Annotated in this window: 19 protein-coding genes; 15 read left to right on the top strand and 4 right to left on the bottom strand. The window is 53.2% G+C overall.

All coding sequences use genetic code 11. From position 1 onward, the window contains the following. The first annotated feature begins 91 nt into the window (after positions 1-91). The 9 genes from DQX05_RS01805 to citG all read left to right on the top strand — a co-directional run bounded on the left by DQX05_RS01805 (position 92) and on the right by citG (position 10,718). Entirely contained in the window at positions 92-2,338 is a 2,247-nt protein-coding gene (locus DQX05_RS01805; protein WP_119790349.1) for a sensor histidine kinase, read from the top strand. Between the two features lie 35 nt (positions 2,339-2,373). After that, positions 2,374-2,667: a citrate lyase acyl carrier protein gene (citD, locus tag DQX05_RS01810; RefSeq protein WP_119790745.1), complete on the top strand. Its 294-nt coding sequence runs from the start codon at positions 2,374-2,376 to the stop codon at positions 2,665-2,667. After that, a complete protein-coding gene (gene citE / locus DQX05_RS01815) occupies positions 2,668-3,531 on the top strand; it encodes a citrate (pro-3S)-lyase subunit beta (RefSeq protein WP_119790351.1) in 864 nt (287 codons plus the stop codon). It begins immediately after the preceding gene. A 25-nt stretch (positions 3,532-3,556) separates the two neighbouring features. Then, a complete protein-coding gene (gene citF / locus DQX05_RS01820) occupies positions 3,557-5,113 on the top strand; it encodes a citrate lyase subunit alpha (protein WP_119790352.1) in 1,557 nt (518 codons plus the stop codon). A gap of 69 nt (positions 5,114-5,182) precedes the next feature. Further along, the gene (locus DQX05_RS01825; protein ID WP_119790354.1) at positions 5,183-6,343 is read left to right on the top strand and encodes an NAD(P)-dependent malic enzyme; all 1,161 of its coding nucleotides are present in this window, start codon (positions 5,183-5,185) and stop codon (positions 6,341-6,343) included. Positions 6,344-6,454: 111 nt separating this feature from the next. Further along, positions 6,455-7,495: a [citrate (pro-3S)-lyase] ligase gene (gene citC / locus DQX05_RS01830; protein WP_119790356.1), complete on the top strand. Its 1,041-nt coding sequence runs from the start codon at positions 6,455-6,457 to the stop codon at positions 7,493-7,495. After that, positions 7,492-8,052 (top strand): citrate lyase holo-[acyl-carrier protein] synthase, encoded by a 561-nt coding sequence (gene citX / locus DQX05_RS01835; RefSeq protein WP_259391725.1) that lies wholly within the window; start codon positions 7,492-7,494, stop codon positions 8,050-8,052. Before citC ends, citX begins: the two co-directional genes overlap by 4 nt. A 27-nt stretch (positions 8,053-8,079) precedes the next feature. After that, on the top strand, positions 8,080-9,798 hold the full coding sequence (locus DQX05_RS01840) for an NAD-dependent malic enzyme (RefSeq protein WP_119790358.1): 1,719 nt from the start codon (positions 8,080-8,082) through the stop codon (positions 9,796-9,798). A 14-nt stretch (positions 9,799-9,812) separates the two neighbouring features. Then, positions 9,813-10,718, top strand: a complete 906-nt coding sequence (gene citG / locus DQX05_RS01845) for a triphosphoribosyl-dephospho-CoA synthase CitG (protein WP_119790360.1) — start codon at positions 9,813-9,815, stop codon at positions 10,716-10,718. Positions 10,719-11,335: 617 nt separating this feature from the next. On the opposite strand, the gene DQX05_RS01850 is transcribed toward citG, so the two are convergent. Further along, on the bottom strand, positions 11,336-12,196 hold the full coding sequence (locus DQX05_RS01850; RefSeq protein WP_119790362.1) for an EamA family transporter: 861 nt from the start codon (positions 12,194-12,196) through the stop codon (positions 11,336-11,338). 714 nt (positions 12,197-12,910) lie between these two features. Between DQX05_RS01850 and DQX05_RS01855 the strand changes: the two genes are divergently transcribed. After that, positions 12,911-15,154, top strand: a complete 2,244-nt coding sequence (locus tag DQX05_RS01855; RefSeq protein ID WP_119790363.1) for a bifunctional 2',3'-cyclic-nucleotide 2'-phosphodiesterase/3'-nucleotidase — start codon at positions 12,911-12,913, stop codon at positions 15,152-15,154. 62 nt (positions 15,155-15,216) lie between these two features. Here the strand turns inward: DQX05_RS01855 and DQX05_RS01860 are convergent, their stop codons facing one another. The 3 genes from DQX05_RS01860 to DQX05_RS01870 are packed head-to-tail and all read right to left on the bottom strand — an operon-like array spanning position 15,217 to position 18,978. Continuing rightward, positions 15,217-16,374, bottom strand: coding sequence for a Ger(x)C family spore germination protein (locus DQX05_RS01860; RefSeq protein WP_119790365.1), 1,158 nt, complete (start codon positions 16,372-16,374; stop codon positions 15,217-15,219). Position 16,375: 1 nt separating this feature from the next. Beyond that, complete coding sequence (locus DQX05_RS01865) at positions 16,376-17,854, bottom strand: spore germination protein (protein ID WP_119790367.1); 1,479 nt, start codon at positions 17,852-17,854, stop codon at positions 16,376-16,378. A gap of 17 nt (positions 17,855-17,871) precedes the next feature. Then, positions 17,872-18,978, bottom strand: a complete 1,107-nt coding sequence (locus tag DQX05_RS01870; protein WP_259391726.1) for a GerAB/ArcD/ProY family transporter — start codon at positions 18,976-18,978, stop codon at positions 17,872-17,874. Positions 18,979-19,232: 254 nt separating this feature from the next. Here DQX05_RS01870 and DQX05_RS01875 point away from each other — a divergent pair, with 254 nt between their 5' ends. From DQX05_RS01875 to DQX05_RS01895, 5 genes are all read left to right on the top strand, one after another. Further along, positions 19,233-21,008 carry a glycoside hydrolase family 13 protein gene (locus tag DQX05_RS01875; RefSeq protein ID WP_119790370.1) on the top strand — a complete coding sequence of 592 codons (1,776 nt, stop codon included), beginning with the start codon at positions 19,233-19,235 and terminating at the stop codon, positions 21,006-21,008. A gap of 530 nt (positions 21,009-21,538) precedes the next feature. Beyond that, positions 21,539-22,864, top strand: coding sequence for a sugar ABC transporter substrate-binding protein (locus tag DQX05_RS01880; protein ID WP_259391727.1), 1,326 nt, complete (start codon positions 21,539-21,541; stop codon positions 22,862-22,864). Between the two features lie 80 nt (positions 22,865-22,944). Next, a complete protein-coding gene (locus DQX05_RS01885; protein ID WP_119790373.1) occupies positions 22,945-24,258 on the top strand; it encodes a carbohydrate ABC transporter permease in 1,314 nt (437 codons plus the stop codon). Beyond that, positions 24,255-25,085 (top strand): sugar ABC transporter permease, encoded by an 831-nt coding sequence (locus tag DQX05_RS01890; protein WP_087444030.1) that lies wholly within the window; start codon positions 24,255-24,257, stop codon positions 25,083-25,085. The genes DQX05_RS01885 and DQX05_RS01890 overlap by 4 nt, the downstream gene beginning before the upstream one ends. Next, the gene (locus DQX05_RS01895) at positions 25,082-26,827 is read left to right on the top strand and encodes an alpha-amylase family glycosyl hydrolase (protein WP_259391728.1); all 1,746 of its coding nucleotides are present in this window, start codon (positions 25,082-25,084) and stop codon (positions 26,825-26,827) included. The genes DQX05_RS01890 and DQX05_RS01895 overlap by 4 nt, the downstream gene beginning before the upstream one ends. Positions 26,828-26,901 lie beyond the last annotated feature (74 nt).

The following is a 26,901-nucleotide window of genomic DNA, read 5'->3' on the forward strand; positions in this document are numbered from 1 at the left end:
AAATTACTTCACATTCGTCCATAATGGAATCAGGTTGCCTCCATCCGGATGAAGTGGGCGACTAGATGATGGCCCGGAGAGGAAAAACGATATGTATTTCAAACTTGACAAGCTGCGAAACAAAAAAAGTTTGCTGTATTGCATTATGCTGTTGGCGCTTCCGGTTGCCTTTCTGCTTCTTGTCTGGATGGCCTATGGTTCCTATGTTAATGACGAACGGACCGTGATCACTCAGCAACAGCAGCAGCTTTTGACGATCGCCAAATTGACCGCCAGGAACCTGGAGGTGTCCTTTAAAGAGCAGGTTCACAACCTGGAAGTCGTCGCGGGAAACCGCGGTGTTGCCCTCGGAATGGCCAATGCCGATCCGGTGCCGGTAAAGCAGGCGATCGAAGCTTATTACATGGCAAAAAATCAAGGGGTTGAAAGAATTTACGTTATTAACAAAGAGGGGAAAATGGTAGGTATTTTTCCCGAAACCTCCGATACCGTAGCGGGGACCATTCTGACAACCATTGAAGATGAGATTCAAAATGTTCTGAGGGAAAAACAGGCTCTGATCGGAGAGGCCAAGCTTGAACAACCTGGAAGATACATTACAAATATTTACCAACCCGTGTTTCTAGATCAGGAATTTGAAGGTATTCTCGTCAGTTCGGTTGATCTGAACGCTGTATATGAACTTCTGGTCAAGCCGTTCCGAGTCGGCAAGAAGGGCTATGTCCACGTGAAGAACGATGAGGGGGTTTACCTCATGCATCCGAATCCGTGGAATATAGGGAAATCCCTGGAGAGTCTGAAAATTGCTTATCCCGAACTGGATTTTAGGGATCTGGACAAGTTAATGGATTTGCAGTTAAGCGAGGAAGAAGGTTCGGCGGTTTACCATTCCTATTGGTGGATGGAGCAGAGCCTGGAAAAAACCAAAAAGTTCGAAGCTTTTTCCAAGGCTCACTTTGACGGTTTTTTTTGGATCGTCGCCGCGGCTATGGACTATGATGACGTGAAGGGGCCCATTGCCGAGAATCGTTTCAAAACCATGGAGATTTTTGCCATGATCTTATTAATTTTATCCGGTGCCATCTTCATGGTCATGAAGGCTCAGAAAAATAAAAAAGCCCTTGAAGTGGAGACGAAGTATTTGAGAGAGCTGAACGCCACTCACGAGCAGATAAGGAAAAAGGATCTGCAACTGGTGCACGCTCAAAAGCTTCAGGTTATCGGTACGTTGACCGGTGGAATCGCTCATGATTTCAATAACTTGCTAACCCCGATTTTGGGGTATTCGGAAATCATGCTGAACAAGTTTAGTCCTCAGGAGGAAATGTACGATTATGCGAACGAAATCTATGAAGCGTCTGAAAAAGCCCGGAATATTATCGAACAAGTGCTTGTCTTTAGCCGTTCGGACAACGGGAAAGGCAAATACGAGCCCGCCAACGTAGCCGCACTGGTTGAGGAAACTTTGAAACTTGTCGAGCCGATCATAACGCCAAATATTGCTGTCGTTTTTGAAAAGCTCGATGGCAGTGCCGTCATTCTGGCTAATAAAGTGCAGATCCATCAGGTGGTATTAAATCTTTGCACCAATGCGTATCAGGCGATGAAGTATCAAGGCGGGACTTTGAAGGTCAGGGTGGAAACGATCTCTCTCCACGAGGCCAGAAAAATAAATGAATCCGCACAGGACGCTCCATGCTTTGTCAAAATATCCGTTTCTGATACGGGATATGGCATGAGTAAGGAAACGATGTCCCAAATCTTCGATCCGTTCTTCACGACGAAGCAAACCGGAGAAGGTACAGGACTTGGATTGTTCATCGCGTACGGAATCGTCGAGAATCATAAAGGATTTATAACGGTGGAAAGTGAAGTCCGAAAGGGGAGCGTCTTTGCGGTTTACATTCCTCAAGCCATACTGCAGGTGATTGAAGGCCAGTCTTGTCCCTTGCCTGTTCCTACGGATTCAAAGACCGTTCTACTTATCGATGACAAGATCAAGGTTTTGAAAGCGATGAAAAAAGGTCTTGAGCCCTTCGGCTTTGAGGTACTATCCGAATCGAGCAGCGTTGAAGCGATCAAAACCTTCGAGGTGAACCCGACAAAGTTCGACGTTGTCATCACCGATCAAGCTATGCCCTATATTAAAGGCTTGGATTTGGCGGAACGGATGAAAACACTAAACCCGCAAATCAAAGTCATCTTAGTGACCGGATTTGTGGAGGAAAAGGTCGTGGAGTCCAAGGAACGGTTCATCATAGACGATTACATGTGTAAGCCGGTAACCGGATCGGAACTGGCGAGAAAGATCAAGGAGCTGTTCCAATCCGGAGGCTAAAGGCAGGTAACAGACATAGTAGCGAGGTGTTCACTGTGGAGATTAGCAAAGTAGGGATAGCGGGTACGCTGGAATCAAGCGATATCACGATATCCATCGAACAAAACGGAGGCAAGGGCATCGAAATCGAGCTGTTCAGCACGGTAGAAAACCAGTTCGGCAATCAGATTCGTAAAGTCATCCGGGAAACGCTGGAAAGCATGGGGGTAGCGGATGCGCTTGTACGCGCCAACGACAAGGGCGCACTGGATTGCACCATACAGGCGAGAGTCAAGACGGCTGTCGGCAGAGCGGTCCATGACAACTACCATCCATGGGAGGCGGAATAAATGCAAAAGCTTAGACGAACGATGCTCTACGTTCCCGGCAACAATCCCGGCATGATCCGGGATGCTCATATATACGGCGCGGATTCGATCATGATCGACCTTGAGGATTCGGTTTCGTTACACGAGAAGGATGCGGCGCGTCTGCTCGTATACCATTCGTTGAAAACGTTCGACTTCGGCGGGACGGAGGTGCTCGTTCGGGTCAACGGCCTCAACACTCCTTACGGCAGGGACGATTTCGAGGCGATCGTGCGGGCGCAACCGCATGCCATCCGATTGCCGAAGACGGAGACAGCCGACGATGTCGTCGAAGCGGACGAATTAATCACGGAGATTGAGCGCAGGATCGGCATGGAGCACGGCACGATCAAGCTGTTCGCCGCGATTGAAAGCGGCAAGGGCGTGTTGCACGCCGAGCGCATCGCCACGTCCAGCAGCCGGCTCATCGGGATTGCCCTGGGCGCCGAGGATTTCGTAACCGATCTCAAAACGGCTCGTTCGGCCGACGGCATTGAGCTGCTGACGGCCCGCAGCATCATCTTGTTCGCCGCAAGGGCGGCGGGCATCGATGCGATCGACACCGTCTTCTCGAACGTCAAGGATGAGGAAGGCTTTGCGAACGAAGTGAAGCTGATCAAGCAGTTGGGCTTTGACGGCAAGTCCATCATTAACCCGCGCCAAATTGAGATCGTCAATCGCATTTACACGCCCACGAAGGACGAAGTACGCAAAGCCCTGCGGGTCATTGAAGCCATCGAGGAAGCGGAAGCCAAGGGCTCGGGCGTCATCAGTCTGGACGGCAGGATGATCGACCGTCCGATCGTCGAAAGAGCCCGTAGAGTTCTCAGCTTGGCCAACGCGTAAAAATAACATGGAATAAGGTGATGTGATGCATAACGAGACAGGAAGAGAAATTCCCTTGCATATCGACGGGCTCGGCTCGCTGACCCCCTATCATAATAAACAGGTCAACGGCCAGTATAAAAATACGGAGCGGCTCAAGGAGCGCCAGCAAAATCCCGCCAAAAACAAAATCATTGCTTCGATTGAAGCTGCCATTAAAGCGACCGGTTTAAGAGACGGGATGACGATCTCGTTCCACCATCATTTCCGCAACGGAGACTATATCGTCAATATGGTCATCGATAAAATCGCCGAGATGGGCATTCGCGACCTCGTGCTCGCGGCCAGCTCGCTTACGGATATCCATGCTCCATTGGTCAAGCATGTGCAGAACGGCGTTATCCGCAGAATTGAAACGAGCGGCCTAAGAGGTGAGCTCGCGCAAGCCTATTCGCACGGCCTGATGGGCATTCCCGTCGTCATCAACTCCCACGGCGGCCGGGCGCGGGCGATTGCATCGGGAGAATGCCCGATCGACGTCGCGTTTCTCGGCGTGCCTTCGTGCGACCCGTACGGAAACGCAAACGGCTATTCGCGGGGCAATGCCGCCGCTTCCGCCTGCGGCTCGCTGGGCTACGCGAAAGTGGATGCGCAGCACGCGAACCATGTCGTCATGATTACCGACAACTTGGTCTCGTATCCCAACGTGCCTTTCGGCATCCCGGAATCGCAGGTCGATTACGTCGTCGTAGTCGATTGCATCGGGGACCCGAAGGGAATCGTCTCGGGAGCTACCCGGTATACGAGCAATCCGAAGGACCTCCTGATCGCCCGCTATGCCGCGGACGTTATCGAGGCTTCCGGTTACTTCCTGGACGGCTTCTCGCTGCAGACCGGCTCGGGCGGTGCTTCCCTTGCGACGACGCGGTTTTTGCGGGACAAGATGCTGGCGCACAATGTGAAGGCAAGCTTTGCCCTTGGCGGCATCACCCAACAGATCGTCGAGCTGCACGAAGAAGGCTTGATCCACCGGCTGCTCGATGTGCAGAGTTTTGACCTGAAAGCGGTGGAATCGCTGAAGAACAACCGCTTCCACCATCAGATCGACGCTGAGTATTATGCGAGCCCCGACAACGAGGGATGCGCGGCGCACCAGCTCGATGTCGTCGTACTGAGCGCGCTGGAGATCGACCTTGATTTCAATGTGAATGTTATCACAGGATCCGACGGCGTGATTCGTGGCGCTTCGGGCGGACATTCCGACACCGCGGCCGGAGCTTCCGCCTCGATTATTGTCGCTCCGCTGATCCGCGGCAGAATGCCCACGATTCTCGACAAGGTCAATACGATCATTACCCCGGGCCATACGGTCGACGTGCTCGTCACCGATCAGGGCATCGCGGTCAACCCGCTGCGGGACGACCTGCTGCACAACCTAAAAGCAGCCAAGCTTCCGGTAGTGACGATTGAGGAACTGAAGGAGAAAGCGACCCGCATCGTCGGAAATCCGGAGCCCATTCAATGGGAGGATAAAGTTGTCGGCGTTGTCAAATACCGCGACGGCTCGGTCATCGACGTCATTCGCCAGGTAAAAAACAAATAAGATCGGGCGTTTCTGATCCTATCGAAGAGGAGGCCGTATTGAACCTGCTGTTCAATACGAAATAAACCAATGAGCATAAAAGAAGTGGCGTTAAAAGCGCATAAGGAATGCATCGGAAAGCTGCAAATCGCGGGGAAAATGCCCATCAATACCAAAGATGATCTGGCCATTGCGTATACGCCGGGAGTAGCCGAGCCATGCAAAGAAATCGCCAAAGACAAAAGCAAAGCTTACGAGTATACGATCAAAGGCTGCACCGTTGCCATTCTTACGAACGGAACGGCGGTTTTAGGGCTTGGCGATATCGGTCCGGAGGCGGGATTGCCCGTAATCGAAGGCAAGGCGCTGCTGCTTAAGGAATTCGGCGGCGTGGATGCGTATCCGATCTGTATCGACAGCTCTGACCCGGATGAAATTGTCAGAACCATTCAAGTCATCGCTCCGGGCTTCGGCGGCATTCATCTGGAAGACATTAAAGCGCCGGAATGCTTCTATATCGAAGACAAGCTGAAAGAGCTGCTCGATATTCCGGTCTATCACGACGATCAGCACGGCACGGCCGTCGCGGTATTGGCTGGCTTGTACAACGCGCTAAAAATCGTCAATAAGTCGCTTGATAGCGTAAACATCTTGATCAACGGCGCAGGCGCATCGGGAATTGCCATTGCGAAGCTATTGCTTGCAGCTGGAGCCAAGCATATCGTATTGTGCGATATCAACGGGGCCATTGTCGAGAACGACGATTCCATTAACGACGCGCAGAAAAGTATAGCGAAGGTTACGAACCGAAGTCTCGAAACGGGCCCGCTTGAACAGGTCATCAAAGGCAAGGACGTATTTATCGGCGCATCGGTGGAAGGCGTGCTAACGAAAGAAATGGTGCAAACGATGAATCCGGACAGCATCATTTTCGCGCTCGCCAATCCGGTTCCGGAAATTTTACCGGATGAAGCGTTACAGGGCGGCGCCAGAATCGTGGCCACCGGCAGATCGGATTTCCACAATCAGATCAACAACCTGCTGGTGTTCCCGGGTCTATTCAGAGGCGCTCTGGATGTCAGAGCAGCCGATATTACCGATGAAATGAAGCTCGCCGCCGCCAAAGGAATCGCCGAATTGGTGCAGGATTATGAGCTGAACGAGCAATATATCGTCCCGGACGCACTGGATAAAAGAGTAAGTGGCGCCGTCAGCGAAGCGGTCAAAACGGTTGCCCGGCAACAGGGGTAGCAAGACAATCATCGGCCCTCCCGCAGCTCCATCGGCGGGACAAATATGGGTGCGTATTCGTCCATACCTCTACAGGGGCGGGACGCGCCTTCCTTTATTGGAGAGAATGCCATGTGGACTGATCAACTGCAGGAACAGGTGCTAAGATTGGAATCTGGGCGCGATATCAGCGGGCTCCAGGCGTTCCTTGGCACGCAGGGACTGACGGTGGACAAGGAAATGGAATATGCCGTGGCCATCGTGGACGATGGCCGAATGGTGGCCACGGGCTCCTTCTCCGGCAGGGTGCTGAAATGCATCGCCGTCGATGACGAATATAAAAGCCAAGGGCTTTCGGCCCGCGTCGTCACGCACCTCGTGAATGAAGAATACCGAAGAGGCCGGGCGCACCTGTTCATTTTTACCAAGCCCGAGAACAAGCGAATATTTTCCGGGCTCGGCTTTCATGCTATCGCCGAAGTGCCGCCTGACATCGTGCTGCTGGAGAATCGAAGAGACGGCGTACAAAAGTATCTCGATAACGCCCTGCGCGAATCCGGCGAAGCGGTTCCTTCGGCGGCGATGGTCGTCAACTGCAATCCGTTTACATTAGGACACCGGCACTTGATTGAATATGCCGCCGCCAGGTGCAAAAGACTGCATGTGTTCGTCGTCCGGGAGGACAGGTCGATTTTTCCGTCGGAAATCAGATACAGGCTGGTACAGGAGGGGGTCAAGCATTTGTCCAATGTAGTGCTGCATTGGGGCAAGGATTATATCATATCCGACGCTACCTTTCCGTCTTATTTTATGAAGAAGTATGAGGACGTGGCGGAGATCTATGCCAAGCTTGACCTGACCCTTTTTACCCGATATATCGCGCCTTATTTGCGGATTGAAAAAAGGTTCGTAGGCGAAGAACCATTCTGCGAGGTTACCCGCACCTATAACCGGATCATGAAAGAGATGCTTCCTTCCTGCGGAATCGAAGTGGAGGAAGTGCCGAGATTGGCAGCCGGCGGAGTGGCTATCAGCGCATCGAGAGTCCGGGAACTGATTCGTAAGGGCGATATGAATGCTGTACAAGAACTGGTTCCGGAGACGACCTATACGTTCCTGATGTCGCCGGAGGCCGGTGAACTTATTCGTCGTATTCGGGGAGAGACGCCATGATGCAAGACGTTGAAGTAACCCTTGAACAGATGCTGCTGGCCCGCGAAGACAGGGCGGCCACACAAAGAAGACTTCTGGAGACCTTTTCGCTGCCGTTAATTTCCTTTACGGTAAACATCCCCGGTCCCCGGAAATCCACTTCGATGAGCAGGCAAATTTTCCAGGAGGGGTATGAGAGCCTGATTCAAAGACTGACAATGAATCGAATATCGCCGGTCTATCTGGAAACTTATCATCTTGCGACGGGGTCCGAAGCATTTATTGTCGTCGATGCGGATGAACATGCGGTCAAGGAGCTTCTCATATCGCTGGAGAACCTACATCCGCTGGGCAGATTGCTGGATATGGACGTTATCGGGCGCAACGGAATGATCATATCCAGAGAGGAGCTGAGTCATCCCAAGCGCAAGTGCCTGCTGTGCGAACAGGACGCGCACGTATGCGGACGGAGCAGGGCGCATTCCATAACCGAGCTTTTGCACGCTATTCAAAAGATCGCGGACGATTATTTCCAGAAGGAAGCCGTACATGCAAGAACGCCGGAGTTCGTCTGTTAACTATAATGAAGAAAGAGGGAAAATCGAATGGCAGCTCTACATCTTCCAACCGCTGAGCGCGATGAAGCATCCGTCGTCTGCGGGAAAGAAATTCTCGCCAAGCCGTTACTCAATAAAGGCGTGGCCTTTACGCTGGAAGAGCGCAAGAAATTGAAGCTCGAAGGATTGCTGCCCCCCATCGTGCTGACCTTGGAAGAGCAAGCCAAACGGGCCTATGAGCAATTTCTCGCGCAGCCGAACAAGCTGCGGCAGAACATCATGCTAAACGATTTGGCAAAGCGAAATACGGTTCTGTTCTACCGTCTGTTGACCGATCACATCAACGAGATGCTGCCCGTTATCTACACGCCGACGGTTGGGGAAGCGATCCAGAAGTACAGTCTGGAGTACCATAGCCCCGACGGTGTGTACCTTTCGATCGACGACATCGGGGGCATGGAGGAAACATTCGCCAATATCGATGCGAAGCCGGACGATATCGATCTGATTGTCGCCACCGATTCCGAAAGCATCCTGGGGATCGGCGACTGGGGAGTAGGCGGCATTACTATTTGCATCGGGAAGCTGGCGGTTTATACGGCAGCCGCAGGCATCCATCCGGGCCGGGTTCTCGCAGTCGTGCTCGATGCGGGGACGAATAACGAGAAGCTGCTCAAGGACCCGCTTTATATCGGCAACCGTCATGAGCGGATCACAGGGGAACGGTATATGGCATTTGTCGATACCTTTATTGCCAAGGCGCTTGAGCGGTTCCCGAACGCCCTGCTTCATTGGGAAGACTTCGGCTTCGTGAACGCCCGCAACATTATCAAGTCCTACAAGGATCGAATCCTCACGTTCAATGACGATATTCAGGGCACGGGAGCGGTTACGCTTGCCGCCATCTTATCGGCGATCAAGCTCACGGGTGTTCCGCTGCGGGAGCAGCGGATCGTTGTCTTCGGCCCCGGCTCGGCGGGCACCGGCAATGCCGATCAGATCAGCCGGGCGATGATGGCGGACGGACTTTCCGAAGAGGATGCGTACGATAGATTTTGGGCCATTGATCAACGCGGGCTGTTAACGGACGAGATGGACGGAATAATGGAATTCCAGCGGCCTTACGTTCGAAAAGCCGATGAAGTGGCGGACTGGACACGCTGCGAGAAGGGAACCGTTCCTCTGATGGAAGTCATTCGCCAGGTGAAGCCCACGATTCTGATCGGCACATCCGGCGTGGCCGGCGCTTTCACGGAAGAAATCGTCACAGAAATGGCGAGGCACGTGGAACGGCCCATCATCATGCCGATGTCGAACCCGACAGCTTTAGCGGAAGCGGCGCCGGGCAGCCTTATCGAGTGGACGGACGGCAAAGCGCTGATCGCCACGGGCAGCCCGTTTGAGCCTGTCGCGTATAAAGGAACGGAGTATGCGATCGGGCAATCCAATAACGCGTTCGTGTTTCCCGGCCTCGGCCTTGGCTCCATTGTCGTGAAAGCCAGGCTGATCACGGAAAATATGTTAACGGCTGCCGCATCCGCCGTAGCCGGTCTTGTCGATATTACCAAACCCGGCGCATCCCTGTTGCCCAAGGTAGAGGATCTTCGCAGCGTGTCGCAAGCCGTAGCTATTGCGGTGGCGAAGGCCGCGATGAAGGATGGCGTAGCGGGCGCTCCGACGGACAATATCGAAGAAGCGGTGCAAAACGCCATGTGGGAGCCGGTTTATAAGCCTCACATCGAAAAAAACAATTCCATTTTGGCTTAGGAGAAAGGTGACCTATGATGGCAGAGGTTGAGCTTTGCGAGAAATTGGGAAAAGATGCGGTGCTGGCGCTGCTGCTGGAGGTTTCCGCCAGTCCGAAGCCGGGGTTGGTTGACCGGTTCAATCGGGGCGCGCATAAGGACATGGACTTTTTCACCTTTATGGAAAGCTCTGCCTCCCTTTCTTCCTATTTCGTCACGTGTGCCCGGTTGGGAGCGGAGTCTCGCGGGGACCATCCGCAGGAGCTTTTCAACAGCCTGCGGCCGCTTGGCATGGCGGCCGAGCAAGCCATGTTTGACGCTACAGGCGGCGTAAACACCCACAAGGGGCTGGTGTTCTCACTTGGGATCATCTGTGCCGCCGCAGCTTGCGGTATGGTGGAGGAGCAAAGGGCCCGTGCGGATGCAGACGCTCTCTGCGAGCGAATATCCAGGATGACGGCGGGTTTGTGCTCGCGCGAGCTGGATTCCTTGAAGAAGACGGAAGGGCTGACCAACGGGGAAGCGCTGTACAGGAAATTCGGCTTGAAAGGAATCCGCGGAGAAGTGGAGAACGGATTTCCTACCGTAAGGAACTGCTCGCTTCCGGCGTTCCGGCATTTAAAATCCGAGGGTGCTTGCCATATGAACGATAGATGCGTGCAGACGCTGCTCCATTTGATGGCCGTAAACGAAGACACGAACATTGTCGCCAGACACGACATGGACACGCTCGCGTTTGTTCAAGGGCAGGCTCAGCGCGTTCTGGCCGCCGGGGGCATGCTGACGGATCGGGGCAGACAAATGGTGTACGAGCTGGACGAGGACTTCATCAAGCGAAACATCAGCCCCGGCGGTTCGGCGGACCTGCTCGCGGTCACCATCATGCTGGACCGTATTTGCAGCGAGGGAACAGAACGTGCATCTGTGCTTCGCGAAGATTAGTCGTTTGAGACAATTTTTATACCAGTAGAAGCAAAACTTCCTTGTTTCTCAGGCTGTTGGAAAATCCCTGTTTTTTAGGAGGGGTGATTACCTAATTGAAATTTGGCATTCAGAGCGTCATCGCCTTCTGGAGGCATCATTGCGTTCAGGAAGCATCGTTGCCTCGTGGGGCTTGAACGTGTGGAGGGAATTGCTGCTATTTTACAGGAATTTCGGCTCAATGAGTCCACATTTCGAGGAATTGCTGCACAGCTACATCATTTTAGGCCCTTTTGAGCTAAGTCGAAGAGAAACGGGTGAAATTGCTGCAGTTTTACAGGATTCCCTTTCTGGTGAAGTCGTCCCTATCGAGTTGCTGTATTTTTGCAGGATTTTGCCTACCGAATCAACGTGTCTTGAGAAACCGTGCAGTTTTGAGGACTTCGCCTATCGGATAGACATTTCATTGTGCAGTTTTCAGGCACTTCGATCAGAGCGTTTGAAATCACGATTTTTCTACTGAGAACAAGTCCTAATGAAGTGCCCAAAAAATCCTTTGGATTTTCTCAACTTCCTTGTTTCTACTGGTTTTTTCTTTGCCAATTCCGTGTTGAGCGTGGGATGGGAGCCAAAAATGTTCATATTAGCAACAACAAGGTACCAAGAATAATCAAGATGAAACCTGCAAAAGCCTTCATAGACAATTTTTCTTTCAAAACAATATAAGCAAAGATGATCGTCACGATGATACTCAATTTGTCAATGGGCACTACAATACTTGCCTGTCCTTCTTGCAATGCCTTGAAATAAAACAGCCAAGACATTCCGGTGGCCAAACCGGACAATGTAATAAAAATCCAACTCTTTTTATCAATTTCTTTGATGCCACCCTGTTTTTTGGTGGCAAATACAATCAACCAAGCCATGATCAGCACGACAATCGTTCGTATGGCGGTGCCTAAATTGGAATCAACATCCTCGATCCCGACTTTCCCTAATATAGCCGTGATTGCTGCGAAAAAAGCGGATAGTCCAGCGTACCAAATCCATTTCCTGCTCCTATCGGCGGATTGTTCAACGTCTTGTCTTTGTATCATCATATACGTTCCAGCACCGATCATCGCCATACTGATGATTTTTAATAATGTGACCGGCTCGCCCAGCATGATGATCGCGAAGAGCATCGTAATAACCGTGCTTGATTTATCAATTGGAACGACAACATTAACATTTCCTAATTGAAGCGCTCTGAAGTAGAAAATCCAAGAAGCGCCCGTCGTCATCCCTGATAAAATAAGATAGACAAGGGAATTCAAGCTGATGTCGTAAAGAGTATGGTGAATGTTTCCCGTAAATACAATGATCCAGGCAAAAATGACAACAATCCCGGTCCTGAGGGCGGTAGCCAGGTTGGAATCTGTATTTTGAATTCCGATTTTAGCAAGAATAGAAGTTATACCGGCAAACAGCGCCGCACCAAAAGCATAGATGACCCACATTTATAAATCCTCCAAATAATATATCTATACAAGCCTCTCATTCAGCACCAGAATGCCGGGCTCCACCCCTGGTTCGCCTAAATCTCGGCTGGTAGCGGTGAAGTCGGATAAGCGTATATTGAGTTTTCTATAATTGATAATGATTATCATTATAGTTGAAAAACAGGGAGTTGGGAAGAGGATGTTGGGATTATGGCAAGCTTACTTATGAGCTTACAGACTCCATTCGCCAATACTCATCCAGAACCGTTAAGTTATAGGCTGCCGGAACTTGGGAATGGCACTTGGCTAACACTCCGGAGTCAAACGTATCCCCTATGCGCAGCTTCCATGGCTTCTACTGCTGTCATCGTTCCTGCCTTCTGAATCTGCCGCAGTTGCGCGAGACTGATTGCCGTATGGACGGTCGGCGCGGGCGCATTGGCTATGCTGGGCATCGATATCGTCAGTGAACTAAGATAGATGGCGCATGGGCCGCAGGCTTTTTTTATTTTGTAAAATGAGAAACAGGTTATTGCCAAATGAATGAACAAAGGTTACAGTAATAAAGCAAGTCGTTCATGTTATGATTGAATCTTTTCGTTTATCGTCAGGAGGGGAGAGGGAATAGCAGCATTGTACATAGGATAAGGGGCATTATGATGAAATATTGTAAAGACACTCGTATCATTTGATTGCCGAATTGGGATTGAAGACAACGGGAGGGTTGCTGGAATGAAGAAATTGAAAGCGTTAACATGTTTTCTTGCCGTCATGCTGCTGAGCAGCACATTCTCCATGGCGGCGTCGGCGGAGGCGCAAGGGGCGAAGCTGAAGCTGCGGCTAATGGAGACGACTGACATTCATACACATATTGTCAATCATGATTACTACCAGGACACGGAGACCGACGAATTCGGCCTGGCAAAAACGGCATCGCTCATTATGAAGGCGCGTCAAGAGGTGACGAACAGCATGCTGTTCGACAACGGTGACCTGATTCAGGGCAATCCGCTGGGGGATTATGCCGCCAAAATCAAGCCGCTTCAGGACGGCCAGGTCCATCCGGTATTCAAAGCAATGAATCTGCTTGAGTACGATGCGGCCGGAATCGGGAATCATGAGTTCAACTATGGTCTGGAGTTCCTCGATCGCAGCTTGAAAGGCTCCGCGTTCCCTTACGTGAATGCCAACGTCTATATCGATGATGGCGACAACAACCCGGATAACGATAAAAACTATTTCAAACCGTACGAAATTTTGACGAGAACGTTCAAGGATGACGCCGGCCAAGACGTTACGTTGAAAATCGGGGTTATCGCATTTGTGCCGCCGAAGGTCATGGAGTGGGACAAGGCGAACCTTGAAGGGAAGGTTGTCGTCAAGGACATTATCGAGACTGCGGAGAAATTCGTGCCGAAGATGAAGCAGGAAGGCGCTGATATCATCGTCGCGATTCCTCACTCCGGCTTCGACAGTAGTCCGCGGAAGGGCAATGATGATAACACGGTCTACTATTTGACCCAGGTCACAGGAATCGACGCAGTTATGTTCGGGCATGACCATAATGTCTTCCCGAGTTCGGACTTCGAGAACATCGAAGGGGTCGATGTGAAGAAAGGAACCATTCATGGGACTCCTGCGGTTATGCCGGGATTCTGGGGAGATCATCTTGGTATCATCGATCTGACCTTGGAGAAGTCTGATGGGAAATGGACGGTCGTCGACAGCGAGTCCGAAGCCCGTCCGATCTACGATAAGGAGAATAAGAAATCGCTTGTCGATGCCGATCAGCGCATTGTGGATGCCGTGAAGGCGGATCACGAAGGCACGATCGAATATGTGCGCCAGCCGATTGGGGAGACGACGGCGCCGATCAACAGCTTCTTCTCCGTCGTACGCGACGATCCATCCGTTCAGATCGTCTCTAATGCCCAGAAATGGTATACGGAAAAATATATTCAAGGCACTTCCTTCGAAGGAATTCCAGTTCTGTCGGCGGCAGCTCCGTTCAAGGCCGGCGGACGCTGGGGCCCGAGCTATTTCACCGATATTCCGGCGGGGACGCTGGCCGTGAAGAGCGCAGCTGATCTGTATGTGTATCCGAATACGGTGAATGTCGTAATGATCAATGGCGATGAAGTCAGAGAATGGCTGGAGCATGCGGCGGGGCAATTCAATCAGATTGTGCCGGGCAAGTCAGGAGAGCAGCCGCTCATCAATGAAGAATTCCCTACCTACCTGTTCGACGTCATCGACGGCGTTACGTATCAGATTGACGTGACGCAGCCTGCCCGCTACAACCGGCAAGGCCAACTGGCGGATCCGGATGCGCACCGGATCGTCGATCTGGAATATAACGGGAAGCCGGTGACGAAGGAGCAGAAGTTCCTGGTTGCCACGAACAATTACCGTGCGAGCGGCGGAGGCAACTTCCCGAACCTGGACGGATTCAATATCGTTATCTCTTCGCCGGACGAGACTCGGCAAGTCTTGATCGATTACATCGCGCAGAACGAAAAAATCAATCCGACCGCGGATAACAACTGGTCCTTCGTACCGATTCATGAGGAGACCAATGTCACGTTCCGCACGTCTCCGAAGGCCCAAGAGGCAGCGGCTCAAGCCGGAGGCATGCAATTCATCGGGCTGGAGAGCGACGGCTTCGCCAAGTTCGCGCTGGATATGTCGGCGGGTGAGGAGCAGCAGACCGCGCCGGAGAAGCCATCCGCTTCGGACGTCCTTGTTCCGGTGCGGGCGAAGGCGGAAGAGCAAGGCATCGACATCGTCTATAACAACAAGACGAAGACGGTCACCTTGACCAAAGGCGATGCCACCGTAATTTATATTTTGAATGCGCTCGAGATTCAGGTGAATGGACAGGAGCAGCCGGTTCAATCGAAGCTGACGGACAACCGGTTGTGGCTGCCGGAATCGATCCTGCAATCATTGAGCGCGAGCGCTCCGGCGGCCAGCTAAGGCGCAGCGGAAGCAGAACAGACCCTGTCTTTGTCGGACAGGGTCTTTCTATATCCGGAAGTTTACTTCGGATTAATATACTTATACGCGCCGCTATGGCGAATCTCCGCGTTAATCTTGATTGAAGCGATCGAGTCGGGAGTGAGCCGGATATCTTTTCCGTTGCCAAGCGCTTTCCACAGCTTCAGCTTTTTGCGGTACACCTCGTTTTTCAAGTTATAAATATCAATGCCATGCTCCAACCCCTTCTCGAATGTTTTCCGGATATCCTTCTCGATTTTTTCGTTCAGCATATGGCGGAGCTTCACAAGCGGCACATTTTCCACCATTTCGTCCAGATGTCCGGACACTTTCAGATTGATGTGAAAGACGGGCTGATTGTTCTTCATCGATACCTGGATCCGGCTCATCGGATAATACATCGACAGGACGGCGTCTGGCTTGAGTTTATTGCCGACGACGACGGGCGTGTGCGCCGTTGTCCTTGTCAGCCAGCGCAGGCCCTTCAGATCTCTCCATGACAAGCTTTTTTTATACTTGCCGTTCACGAGGATATAAGCCCCGTTGATTAAGTACTGTCCGCTCGGCTTCCCATTCTTGACCCATTGCGTGTCTTGCGTGATCAGGGACGGGAGGATAATGGCAGAGTTGGGCTCTCCCAGTTCCGACGCCATCTTCTGTAATTGAATCGGGGCGATGAAGGAGCTCTGTTGGTACACCTCCTCCGGGTGATGAAGCAGAGATGTGATCGGCGATATATTGAACACATTCGTAACCGACAACAGCTTGTCCAGGGGCTCCTTCGTGCCGAATACCCACGGCGTATACCGGACTTCCCGGTATCTCCGCAGCCCGTCCAACATATGATTGACATTATGCTTCATCGCTCTCTCCGTAATAATAATGGCGGATGTGTGCTCGAACAGGACGCGCAGCGGGGAGGCGTTGTAGATGGCATTAATGGCCATCTCCAACGTGTAGCCCGTGGCGCGTCCAACCCAGATCGGAGCGGGCTCAGCCGCTTTAGTCTCCTGCTTGGCGACGTTCATGAAGTCGAGCGATTGCGTGTAGATGATGTATTTCCCGTCCTCGAAGTCAATCCCGATGGCTGCAATATAGTTCATGTCCTGAATATTTTTGGCATCCCAGCAGCCGGGCAGACCGAGAAGGATCATTGCCGCGAGCGGAAGGATGATAACCCGCTTCCATCTAGCGTTCATCTCATGAATCGTCCCCTTTTCGTGTGTTGTCCTGCTCTCTCGTCAAATTAGAGGAACGGTACTTGTCCATATTGAGCGGCAAGCGGAGCAGCGCCTTCCACATGTCTCTCCATTGGGGCGGCGATACGGGGGCAAGATACGGAATGCCGTAAGACATTATCGATGATAAATAGAGCAAAATGGCCATTACGGCCAGGAAGAAGCCGAACATGCCCAGCAGCGAACTGACCAGCAGCACGCCCAGCCGCAGCACGCTAACCGTTCCGCTTAGAGATTGATTGATAAGCGTGAAGGTCGCTACGGCCGTGACCGCCGCGACGACCAGCGTCGTCGGAGAAGCCAGCCCCGCGCGGATCGAGGCGTCTCCGACGATGAGGCCGCCGACAACCGCCAAGGTTTGGCCTACCGCCTTCGGCAAGCGAATGCCGGCCTCACGGAATAATTCGAACATGCCCAGCATGAACAGCAATTCCATCGTCGCCGACAACGGCAGGCCAGTCCGGGCAGTCGACACGGTCGCCAGGAGCGGGAACGGAAGCTGCTCCACATTGTAGGCGGTGAGGGCAAGCCAGAAGCCGGGAGTGAAGAGAGAGATAATGAGACCGCTTAAGCGGATGATGCGCTGGAGCACCACGAAGAACACCGGAAAATGGACATCCTCCGGCGACTTCAGCAGCAGCCACAGGCTGGAAGGACCGATAAGCGCCATAGGCGATCCGTCGACCAGGATGACGAATCTTCCGCGGCTCAGCGACTCCACCACATAATCGGGGCGTCCGATGTAATCCATCAGCGGGAACATGGAATAATTGGAGTTCAGCATCAATTCGCCCAGTTGGGAGCTGCCGACGATGATATCGGTGTCAATCGCATGGAGCTGCTTCCTTACGATATCGACCAGATCCGGCCGAATGACATCCTGCATGTAGAGCAGTCCGACCTCAGTCTGCGAGCGCCTGCCGATAATAAACGTTTCGTAGTTCACTGACTGGGTACGAAGGCGCTTGCGGACGAGCGCTATATTCGTCGCCAGATTCTCCGTAAAGCCATCCTTTGGGCCTTTAATGGAAACTTCCGTATTGGATTCTTCCGGCTGCCGCTCCGGCCGCTCGGAAATATCGATGAAGTAGACTTCATTGTCGCCATGCACATAGACAAGCAGCTCTCCGGCGAACAGCTTCCGCTCCATCTCCCTCAGCCCTGCCCCCGGAGGCAATGGAAGCAGAGCGATGAACCGGTTGCGGCTCACCGCTTGGGAGACGGAGGAAGCCTCTTGCAGCATGCGATGCAGCGCCGGAACGACAGCCTGGTTCAACTGCTTCATATCGGTCAGTCCGGAGCAGTAGATTAAGGTGAGCTGGAATGTCCTTGCAGCCGAACCGAATTCGTAGTTTTCTGACTTGATATCGGAGCATTCCGCGAAATAATCGCGAATGACTTTGAGCGTAAGCGGAGAAGAGGATGGCGAATTGGCGCCCATGTTTACAGCCTCCTTGCTTATAAGTCTTTGGGGCGCGGCTTCGTGCCGCGCCGGGAACGGAACCGGCTCATCAGGAACAGGAACAGGGACAACAGGACAAAGGTTGTTGTGGTTCCAGGAAAAAAGAAGATTTCGAGAAATTTGAAAAACACCATATCGCTTAGGTGCAAATTGACGGCAATCAGCACGGTCACTCCCGAAAATACGCACATCAGCAGCCTGTGGTAAAGCGAATGGAGCGGAAGCAGCTCCACGATCAGAAAGAGCAGGAACGAAATGCGGATAAACGCGCCCGACATCCATTGATAAATGGACAGAAAATCGACATGTTCAATATATTTGCTGACGGTAACCAATCTCCACTGCTCGAATGCCGGGTATCGGATATTGACAGCTTCTTTGATGCCGAAATTCGTAATCGAACCAATGAGCGGCCCTATTGTCAACCCGCATAAAATAAGAGCGAGCACAGCGAGTCCCCGGAAGCGGGGTATCTTGGAAATCCGGTGCTGGATCAGGATCAGGAGGAACAGTTCGGCCAGACCCGCTCCGATGTACATCGTTCCGCGAACCGCCGGCATATACCCGTGCTCGAACAGCGGGAACATTAAGGTGTAGTCTTTATATCTGGCATTGGCGAACATGATAAAGTATCCGAACAGGAGGACAAACGGAAGCAGGATCCCCGAACAAATGGCAATGGATCGAAGCCCGGCCAATGCCCCGAAAATACAGAGAAGCAAGAGCGATACCGTAATAACAAACAGGGGGGTCTGCGGCAAATACGATGTTTTGGCCCAGTTCACGGTATCCTTCACGGTGACAAACGCGCTGATCCATAGGTACAGCCCAACAATGGCCGTGACGCACCAGGCAACCGCAGGGCCGAAGGTCGCCTTCATCCAAGGGAACAACGCCTGCTGTCCCTTGGCCTTCATCAGCCTCTGGAGCAAGGGGATCCAAGCCAGAACGATAAGCGCCAGCATAATAACGCTCAACCATCCGTCACGGCCGGCTTGCTGAAGCAGGACCGGAATAATGATGACATGATTCAGTAGCCCTGTTGACAGCATCATGATGAAGCAAAGCTGCAGATATGTGATAAACTCAGAGCCGCGGTTCATGGAGATCATCCTTTTTGGGTACAATTGACATCCTTAGAATGAGCCGGGAAGGAAAAAAATAATCATAAATCGGAAAAAGCTATAGCCAAACTGGACGGTTCCGGCTATAATACAGCTACATAACTTAAAGGCAATGCTACCGGACAGGTACAACCTCGTGATTTATCGCGCTGGCTGTGCCTTTTTTTGTTGTCCGGCGATGCCTTCGGTTATGGGTTATGGCAGATTGAGATGATGTACAAGGGAGTGGGCACATGTTAAGGGAAGCGGTGTATCATCGTTCCAAGCAAAATTGGTCGTATGCCTACGATCGCGAGACGATCCATCTCCGGATCCGCACGAAGCGGGATGATGCCGTGAAGGTGGAAGCGATCGTGGTGGACAAATATGCGTTTAAAGATTCGACAGAGTTCATTCCGATGCATATTTTTGCTTCGGATGCTTTGTTCGATTATTGGGAGGCTGCGTACCGTCCGCCATACCGGCGGCTGCGCTACGCGTTCCGGATACAGGGCAAGGACGAGCAGGTGTATTTGACGGAACGCGGGTTTTTCGAGGACTTGCCTTGGGATTACTTCGAATCGTTCGAGTATCCGTTCCTCCATCCGCACGATATGTTCGAAGCGCCTGCCTGGGTGAAGGAGGCGATCTTCTATCAGATCTTCCCGGAGCGGTTCGCGAACGGCGATCCAGCCAACGATCCGGAGAAGACCGAGGAATGGGGCGGGGAACCGAAGCCGGGGAATTTCTTCGGCGGCGACCTGCAAGGGGTTCTGGATCATCTGGATTATTTAACGGAGCTAGGCATTAATGCCATTTACTTTACACCGGTCTTCGAAGCGACGACGAACCATAAGTATGATACGCGGGATTATTTGAAGGTGGACAGGCATTTCGGCACGAATGAGAAGCTGAAGGAATTGGTCGAAGCGTGCCATGAACGGGGAATCCGTGTTCTGTTGGATGCGGTGTTCAACCACGCCGGCCGCACGTTTCCTCCATTCGTCGATGTGATGGAGAAGGGGAGCGAATCCCCATACGCGGACTGGTTCTATGTGAAAGACTATCCGCTTCGCGTCGTGGACGGTAAGCCGACCTATGAGACGTTCTCCTTCGAGCCGTTGATGCCGAAGCTCAATACGAGCCATCCGGAGGTGAAGCGGTATTTGCTGGAGGTGGCGAGATATTGGGTAGAGGAGATCGGGATTGATGGCTGGCGGCTGGATGTGGCCAATGAGGTCGATCATCAATTCTGGCGCGAATTCCGGCAAGTCGTCAAGCAGGCGAATCCGGACGCCTATATTTTGGGGGAAATATGGCATGATTCGATGGCGTGGCTGCAGGGGGACCAGTTCGATGCCGTCATGAATTACCCGTTCACGGATGCGGTGTTGAACTTCTTCGCCCGACAGACGACGGATGCCCGCGCATTCGCGGATTCCATCGGGTCGATACTGGCCAGCTATCCGCAGCCGGTGACCGAAGTGTCCTTCAATCTGCTCGACAGCCACGATACGCCGCGCTTGCTGACGCTCTGTGATGGAGATGTCCGTCCGATGAAGCTGGCGGCGCTGTTCCAGCTCACTTATCCGGGCACGCCTTGCATATACTATGGAGACGAGATCGGTCTGGAGGGCGGACCGGATCCGGGCTGCCGCAAATGCATGGTATGGGAGGAAGCGGAACAAGACCGCGATCTGTTCGCCTTCTATCAGCGCATTATCGCGCTTCGCCGCAAGCATGAGGCGCTCCGCTCCGCACGCATTCGCTTCTTGCATGCCGAAGTAGAGGGAAGGACTCTGCTGTATGAATTAATGGGAGCCGATGGCCGCTTCTTGATCGCGATGAATGCAGGCGATGCTCCGGCAGGGCTTCGGCTGGAGACGGGAACGGGAGCAGAGGGTTCATGGTCGCTGGAATACGGAGAAGGCATTCGTATCAATGCCCAGCCAGACATGCTGGAGTTGGCTTTGGATGGCTTCGGTTTTGCGGTCCTTTATATGAAAAGCGATATTGACAACGCTCGATGAAAACGTATACAATGCAACTAAGCCAGATGACAATTTAAGGGCAATGCTTTCGGCAGCTTAGCCGAACAACCCCGGTATTCTCTTTGAAGCTTGATTAAAGAGATACCGGGGTTATTTTGTATAACGATGTGCCAGCGAAGCTATTGCCGGATAAGGGGATGATACGGACGGCAGGGTGTCTTTTGTCCATTTGTGCAAGCGTTTGAATAAATCGGGTAATGAGGCAAGCTGATGCGGCGCTGAAGAGGACCCTCCCGGCTTGCTATATGGACAAACGACGAAGCGGATAATGGGCACAAAGAAAAAAGATGTTGTTTTCACGAGGGGATTTTTTCGATTGTATAGCGGTGTTTGTCATTTTCACCAAATGAATAAATGTTCATTTGATCCGATCTATCATTTTTTCTTTAAATGGATCTTATTTGGAATTTGAAGAATTCAAGCGAAAAGGAAGAGAGGGCATATCAGAAAAGACAAACGTTTGCATTAAAAAGACGTCATCGGAACCAACCAAGGAGAGGGGTATGAACATGAAAGGGATAAAGCTTGGAAGCTTGTTCATCGTAATGGTCATGATGTTGTTGATGATTTCGGCGTGCGGACCGCGGTCGGATAGCGGGGCGCCTGCAGCAGAGGAGCCGGCGGCACAGGGCGAGTCCAATGAGACAGCGCCCGGCGGCGAAGCGGCTGGCGACGAGGAGCTTATTCCTGAGCCGGGAGCGAAGCTGGTCATCTGGGAAGGTCCGGAACAGAAGGAGTTCCTGGAGACGATGGCCAAGGAATTCACCGCGAAGTATGACATTCCGGTCGAGATACAGGAGATCGGATCCGGCGAGCAAATGGCGAAGGTGAAGACAGACGGACCGGCCGGGCTCGGAGCTGATATTATGGTGATGCCGCATGATCATTTGGGGGAGGCGGTAGCTGCGGGTCTCGTCATGCCGAATGATTTCTATGCGGAAGATACGATGAAGAACTTCGCGCCGGCTGCTGTGGAAGCGGTGTCATTGGACGGCATCATCTACGGCTATCCGCGCAATATGGAGACGTACTTGCTGTATTACAATAAAGACTTAGTGAAGGAAGAAGATCTGGCCTCATGGGACAGCATCATCGCTTTTGCGAAAAATTACAACGATGCGAAGAACAATAAATTCGGGTTCTTGTATGAAGTCAATAACTTCTACTACAACTATGCCTTTATGGCCGGCAACGGCGCTTATGTCTTCGGCAACAACGGCACCGATCCGGCCGATATCGGCCTGGCTACGCCGGAAGCGATAGAAGCGTTCCAATTTTTCCAGAGCTTGCACGAAGCGATTCCGATCAAGGCAGCGGACGCGAGCGGAGATGTCAAAACAAGTCTGTTCCAGACCGGCAAGCTGCCGATCAATATGGACGGCATCTGGCAGTTGAGCAACTTCACCAAGGAGAAGCTCGGTTTCGAAGTCGGCGCAGTGCCGATGCCGGCGATGCCGAACGGCAAGGCGCCGAAGCCGTTCCTGGGGGTCAAAGCCTACTTCGTGAGCACCTTCTCCGAATATCCGAATGCGGCGAAGCTGTTCATTCATCATGTCACCTCCCAGGAAGCGATGGTGAAGAACTACGAGCTGTCAGGCATTATCCCGGCGCGCAACGGCATGGAGAACGAGCCGGCCATCCAGGCGAATCCGAATGCGCTGGCGTTCCTGGAGCAGTTCAAACACGTGGAGGCGATGCCGTACATTATTGAAATGCGTTCCGTCTGGGGACCGCTGACCGCCACGCTGGAGCCGATCTGGGATGGCGGCAATGTAGAGGCCATTCTGAAAAAAGCGGTGGAGGACGTCAAAACCGCGATTGCCCAACAGGGCTGATAAGATCGATCGTCACTTCGAGCGCCGTCACCTCCCCGCTGCGGGCAGGTGACGGTCTCATTCATCGGGGGGATTGAATCATGAACAGACACCGCGGCATCGCCGCCGTGCTATCCGCCGTTATTATGGGCGCTGGTCAGATCTACAATCGGCAGTTGGGCAAAGGCCTCGTTCTGCTGGCCATGTATGCCGGAGGCTTGTATTTCGCCTTTATGAATCTCGGGCATGCATTATGGGGCCTGACTACGCTTGGGGAACGGAAGCAGGAGCTGAAGCTGGTCGGCAAGGTGTATCAACGGGTTGCCGGCGATCACTCGATCTTTCTGCTGATTGAGGGACTCATTATCGTATTCGTCGTCATCGTCTTCATCATGCTCTATATTTACAACATTCGGGATGCCTACCGGAACGGGGCCCTGCGGGAAGCCGGCGGACGCCCGCATACGTTCGTGCAATCGTTGAAGCATGTATTCGAGAAAAATTTCGCGCAGCTGATTCTGTTCCCGCCGCTCTTGTTCGTTTTTTTCTTCAGCGTGCTGCCGCTTATATTCAATATCTTGATTGCCTTCACGAACTATTCTTCGCCGAAAAATCTGCCGCCCGCGAATCTGGTGGACTGGGTCGGGTTATCGACCTTCAAAGATTTGTTCGCGCTCAGCGCCTGGGCCAAAACGTTCTACGGCGTCTTCTCCTGGACGGTGGTATGGGCCATCTTGTCCACCGTGACGACGTTCTTCGGCGGCTTCGCGGTCGCCTTGCTCGTGCAGCAGCCAATTACGCGCTTCAAGGCGATGTGGCGCACGCTGTATATGCTGCCGTTCGCGATTCCGGGCTTCGTCTCCCTGCTCATCATGCGCAATATGTTCAACGCGCAGTTCGGGCCGGTGAACCAGTATTTGCGCTGGCTCGGGCTAGAGGGGCCGAATTGGCTCTCTGATCCGGTCTGGGCGAAGGCGACGATTCTGCTCGTCAATCTATGGCTCGGGTTCCCGGTGTCCATGCTGCTTATCATCGGGATATTGACGACGATTCCGCGTGATCTGTACGAGGCGGCCGAAGTCGACGGGGCATCGCCGTTCCAGAAGTTCCGCAAGATTACGTTCCCGAGCGTCATGTTCTCGCTTGCGCCGATTCTGATCGGCCAGTTCGCCGGGAACTTCAACAACTTCAATGTCATCTATTTGATGACGAACGGGCGGCCGGCCAATAGCGACTACCAGTTTGCCGGCGAGACGGATATTTTAATTACATGGCTGTACAATTTGTCGATTAACAACGGCAAGTACAATTTCGCTGCGGTCGTCAGCATTATCATCTTTGTCATTCTCGCTACGATCTCATTGTGGAATTTCCGGCGCACACGCTCGTTCCGAGAGGAGGATGTTTACCGATGAACCGATGGAGAAAAAAGACTTGGTCCGTCATTACCCATATCCTGCTTGTGCTTATCGCCCTGTTCGCCCTGTATCCGGCGATCTGGGTGATTCTGTCCTCCTTCCGGCCAGGGACATCCTTGTTCAGCGAGTCGCTGATCCCGGATCGGTTCACGCTCGAGCATTACCGTCAGCTGTTCATTAAGTTCCCGTTCGCCGACTGGTACGTGAACACGATCAAAATCGCCGTCGTCTCGATGGTCTTCAGCACCTTGTTCGTCCTGCTGACAGGGTATGCCTTCTCGCGCTTCCGCTTCTACGGACGCAAAGGAATCATGAGCTTTCTGTTCATACTCGGCATGTTCCCTTCCTTCATGAGCATGATTGCCGTGTACATTTTGCTGCTGAACATGAACCTGCTCAACAAGCACTCGGCCTTGATGCTCGTCTACTCTGCAGGCGCAGCGATGGGGTATTTGCTGGTCAAGGGCTACTTCGACACGATTCCCAAAAGCTTGGAAGAAGCAGCGCGGATCGATGGAGCGAACCATCTTACCGTGTTCTTCCGCATCTTCCTGCCGCTGTCGCGCCCGCTGATCGTCTTCCTCAGCGTGACCTCGTTCGCCGGCGCCTTCAATGACTTCATCTTCGCGCAGATGGTGTTGCGCACGAAGGAGAAGCAGACGCTGGCAGTCGGGCTGTACAGTATGGTCAGCGATCAGTTCGCGACGCAGTTCACCATCTTCGCTGCGGGCTGCGTGCTCGTCGCGCTGCCGATCACGATCCTGTTCATGTCGATGCAGCGCTTCCTGGTCGAAGGTCTGACGGCGGGAGCGGATAAGGGATGAGGACAAGGTACAGCCCATGCGGGCAGCGGCAGGGAACGGCCGGCTTCGTCCGGCGCATACTGGGCGCCCTGGCCGCGATCTGCCTGGCGGCAGTGTTGGCCGCAGGATGCGGGTCCAGCGAGCCGGAACCGGGACGCACTCCGACGACGGACAGCGCGGCGAGCCAACCGACGGACAGCGCGCCGAGTCAACCGGCGGATAACGCGCCGAGTCAACCGGGGGATAGCACAGCAGGGGCAGCCGCCTTTGCCCTGGACCGCGCTCAGCCGGCGATGGGGAAGAGCCGGGGCGTCTATTACGAGATCTTCGTCCGCTCCTTCCACGATTCGGACGGCGACGGCATCGGCGATCTGCGCGGTGTGATCGAACGGCTCGATTACTTGCAGGATCTCGGCATCAAGGGCATCTGGCTGATGCCGATCCATCCGTCTCCGAGCTATCATGGATATGATGTCACGGACTATTATGAAGTGAACCCGGAGTACGGGACGCTGGCTGATTTCCGGGCGCTGACGGAAGCGGCGCATGAGCGCGGCATCGAGGTCATTATCGATCTGGTCGTCAACCATTCGAGCAGCGAGCACCCGTGGTTCAAGTCCGCACTTGGGGACAAGAACAGCCCGTACCGGGAATGGTATACTTTTGCAGACGGCACCCGCCCGGAGGAATCCCAATTGGGGGCCTGGGGACAGCAGGTCTGGCATGGATCGGGCGCCAACAAATATGTCGGGCTTTTCTGGGAAGGAATGCCGGATCTGAATCTGGATCGTCCCGGAGTTCGCGCCGAGATGATCAAGATCGGGCAGTTCTGGCTTAAGCAGGGCGCGGACGGATTCCGCCTCGATGCGGCGAAGCATATCTATGAAGACTTCCAATCATCGGTCAACAATCCGGACGTAGTGAAGAAGAATCAGGCCTGGTGGCAGGAATTCCGCCGCGGCCTCAATGAGGTGAATCCCGATGCGTATCTGATCGGTGAGATATGGGATGCCGCGAGCGTAGTCGGGCCGTATCTGGATCACGCGCTCGATTCGGGCTTCAACTTCGATCTGGCGAAGATGCTGGTCAACGCCGCCAAGCTGGAGCGCGCCTCCACGATTCCGTCAGTGCTAAGCAAGACATACTCCTTCTTCAGCAAGCAATCGGACGGCGCCTTCATCGACGCCCCGTTCCTGACCAATCATGATCAGAACCGGGTCATGAGCGAGTTGGACGGCCATGGGGAACGGGCGAAGATGGCGGCCTCGCTCTTATTAACGATGCCGGGCACTCCGTACATCTATTATGGAGAAGAGATCGGGATGCGCGGAGTGAAGCCGGATGAGCAGATTCGCGAGCCGATGCTCTGGTCCTCCGACAGCAAGGCGGCGGGACAGACCCGATGGCAGCCGTCGAAGCATGCGGATGGCGTCGTGCCGGTCGAGGAGCAGCTGAAGGATCCGTCCTCGCTGCTGCGGCATTATCAGACGATGATCGCATGGCGCGACGAGGAACCGCTGTTGGCCGATGGCGCGATCCTGCCGTATGCGGGCGTGCCGAATGAAGTGCTGGCCTTCATTCGCCTGAATGAGGACGATCAAGTGCTCGTCCTTCATAACTTGTCCGCCCGCGAGCAGACCGTCGACCTCGGTGCCCGCCCGGATCTGCCGTTCGAGGAGATGGTCCGGTCGACGAAGGAGGAGGCGGTGCTGCGCGACGGCGTTGTGACGCTGCCGCCTTATAGCTCCGTGCTGTTGAAGTAGAGGGGGCATGTTCGGGTAGAGAGGAACATGTCTTACCTCTTACAGGGGTTTACGATAATATCAAGATGGATACA

It is taken from the genome of Paenibacillus thiaminolyticus (assembly GCF_003591545.1).
GTDB classification, from domain to species: domain Bacteria; phylum Bacillota; class Bacilli; order Paenibacillales; family Paenibacillaceae; genus Paenibacillus_B; species Paenibacillus_B thiaminolyticus_A.